At 63.1% G+C, this 2,600-nt stretch carries 4 protein-coding genes; 3 read left to right on the top strand and 1 reads right to left on the bottom strand.

Going from position 1 to position 2,600, the window contains the following annotated elements; translation table 11 throughout:
* The 3 genes from AC1DWI_RS19370 to AC1DWI_RS19360 form a co-directional block, all read left to right on the top strand.
* On the top strand, positions 1-425 hold a 425-nt coding region (locus tag AC1DWI_RS19370; RefSeq protein ID WP_477725490.1), incomplete at its 5' end, for a helix-turn-helix domain-containing protein.
* A 155-nt stretch (positions 426-580) separates the two neighbouring features.
* Entirely contained in the window at positions 581-1,180 is a 600-nt protein-coding gene (locus tag AC1DWI_RS19365; protein WP_477671515.1) for a hemerythrin domain-containing protein, read from the top strand.
* 300 nt (positions 1,181-1,480) lie between these two features.
* A complete protein-coding gene (locus AC1DWI_RS19360) occupies positions 1,481-2,053 on the top strand; it encodes a CinA family protein (RefSeq protein ID WP_477671516.1) in 573 nt (190 codons plus the stop codon).
* Positions 2,054-2,061: 8 nt separating this feature from the next.
* Here AC1DWI_RS19360 and AC1DWI_RS19355 read toward each other — a convergent pair.
* Positions 2,062-2,600: GDSL-type esterase/lipase family protein (locus AC1DWI_RS19355; RefSeq protein ID WP_477725489.1), on the bottom strand; the 539-nt coding region annotated here is incomplete at its 5' end.

The raw sequence follows: 2,600 nt of genomic DNA, 5'->3' as shown, positions 1-2,600 counted from the left end.
AGCCAGAGGTTCAGGCCCTGTTGCTGCACCAGCTTTGCACCGTGCTCCTGCGGCTGGTTCTGGCGCACCAGCAACAACGCAGCGATGGCACCGTCCGGCCTTCGGAGCTGGATCGTTTTCGGAGGTTTCGGCTCCTCCTGAATCAATCGTTTGCGAAGTGGCATACCTTGGCGCAATATGCCGATGCCATCGGCTGCACAACGCGAACGTTGACTCGCGTCACCCTGAATGTTGCGGGGGTTAGCGCGAAAGCGTTTGTGGCGAACAGGATTTCGCTGGAGGCCAAGCGGCTACTTGCACACACCGGGATGCCCATCGCCGGGATAGGCTACGAGCTGGGTTTCGACGACTCCAGCAACTTTACCAAGTTCTTCAAACGGGAGGTTGGATGTACCCCGGTGGAGTTTCGTGCAGGTTACCGCTAGGGAAGGTCTGCACAAGTCCACCGACCACGCTTGTCGTCGAAGCTGGCTTGCTTGGCAGGCGGATGATGCGCCAAGTGCACGCCGTTTGATCTTCGTCAAGGCCGGCGGCGGTGCCTGGAGGCATTCTGGGCGCTATTGGCAATTCGCCGATAACCTTGGAGACCGCCATTCACAAACATGCCAGCGTGCAGATCATCCTCGATGAGCACGCCTCCCTTTCCGCCATGCTGCGCTCCATGCTGCTCATGGTGGCGCGCGGCCCGGGCGACCGTGCGCAGCAATTCTTCGACGTCTTTCGGGCCATGCTGTTTTATATCGACGAGTTCCCCGAGCGCCTGCATCACCCCAAGGAGTCAGACCTGCTGTTTCCGCGTGTGGTGCGCTCCGCGCCATCGGTCATGGCTACGGTGCAGCAGCTGGAGCGCGACCACATGAGCGGCGAGAAGGCTGTGCGTGAACTGCAGCACCTGTTGCTGGCCTGGGAGCTGCTGGGCGAGCAGCGAAAGCCCGAGTTCGAGGCGCAGTGCAAACGTTACGTCGAGTTTTACCTGGAGCACATGCGGCTGGAAGAAACGATCATCCTGCCCGAGGCTGAAAAAGTGCTCACCGAGGCCGACTGGAAAGAGCTGGACGCCGCCTTCCAGCAAAACCGCGACCCGCTTGCCGGCAAGCACGCGGCAGACCCGGTGTATGACCGGCTTTTCACACGCATCGTGATGGAGGCGCCGGCGCCCATCGGGCTGGGTGATGGCTGAAGCCTGCCCTGGGCCGGCACCGGGCATGTAGCCTGTCATACGTACCTGACGCGAATCCGTCTGCCCGTGAGCCTGCGGACCAGTCAGGCCGTGCGCAAGCAGCTATGAAATCAATAGCATGACTCTGCGGGCTTCTGTTTGTGTAGGGTGATGGCGGAGCCGCAAGCGGGCAGGGTCCTGCGCCGGGGCGCACATCATTCCTACAAGGCCGTMAGCAACACGCTCTGGCCGCGTGGGCACCGGCAACGCATAGTCTGGATATCTCCGCTAAAGGTTCAGGTGCCGCCTGGGCCGCACGCCATGACGCCTGAGAGCACAAGTCCGCCTTCCCGTCAGTCCTCCCGCGACGCCAGCAGCAACCAGCTCAGGGCCGTCGCGGCTTACATGAAAAACCACTCGCTGGTGTTGGCCACCGCCGAGTCCTGCACCGCAGGCCTGATCGCCGCACACCTCGCGGATGTGCCGGGTGCGGGGTCCTTGCTGGAGTCGGCTTATGTGGTGTATTCACCCCGGGCCAAACAGCGTTGCCTTGGGGTGAAAGCAGAAACCATCGAGCGCTGCAACCTCACCAGCGAAGAGGTGGCTGCCGAGATGGTGCGCGGCGCGATGCAAAAGAGCGAGGCCACCATGGCCATTGCCAACACCGGCGTGACCGACGGCACCGACCCGAAGATTCCCGCCGGCACGCAGTGCTTTGCCTGGATGTTTGCGGGGCGTGATGGACGTGGGGACGCGGTGTTCACCGAAACCCGCAGGTTCAGCGGTGACCGCAACAGCATCCGCGAGCAGGCGGCTGCCTATGCGCTCACGCAGATCCCGGCGCGCCACGCGGCGTTTCTTGAAACGGCAGCCAGGCGCGACCGCACCGGCTGACAAACCCGTCAGGCGACAAATTTCCTGTCGCGCAGCCAGTCGGCCAAACGCCCGGCAAACACCTTGTAGCCTTCCGCATTGGCGTGGATCTGGTCAGAACGCAATTCGCTGCGTGACAGCACATAAGACCAGGCATCGGCAAAAAGCGGGGTGGCTGTTTCCGCGGCGATCTCGGCATACACCTCATGGTCTTTCAGTGAGCCCATCGCGGCAGAAAGCAGCACGGGTTTGGGCTGCGCGATCAGCACCACCTGCGTGCTGGCAGCGGCGGTTTGCACAATCGACCTGATGGCAGCGCGGGTGCTGTCCAGCGGCATGTTGCGCAGAAAGTCGTTGCCGCCAATGCACACCAGCACCAGGCCCGGCTTGTTTTCCTGCAGCAGCGCCGGCAGGCGTGCCAGCGCACCGGCCGCTGTGTCGCCGTTGATGCCCGCGTTCTGCGTGACGTAGCCGGTCAGCAGTTCCAGCTGCTGCGGGTAGCTGGCGCCCGCCGGGGCGCCGTAGCCAAAGGTCAGCGAATCGCCCAGGCACAGCAGGGTGGCCTCCT

The organism is Polaromonas sp. P3_C2, assembly GCF_056402675.1.
Note: the sequence above shows the minus strand (reverse complement) of the source record. Positions and strands in the feature narration are given on the sequence as shown.

Excerpts from the sequence above, each read along its gene's own strand:
- AC1DWI_RS19360 (WP_477671516.1), top strand. The coding sequence starts at position 1,481 with ATGACGCCTGAGAGCACAAGTCCGCCTTCCCGTCAGTCCTCCCGCGAC.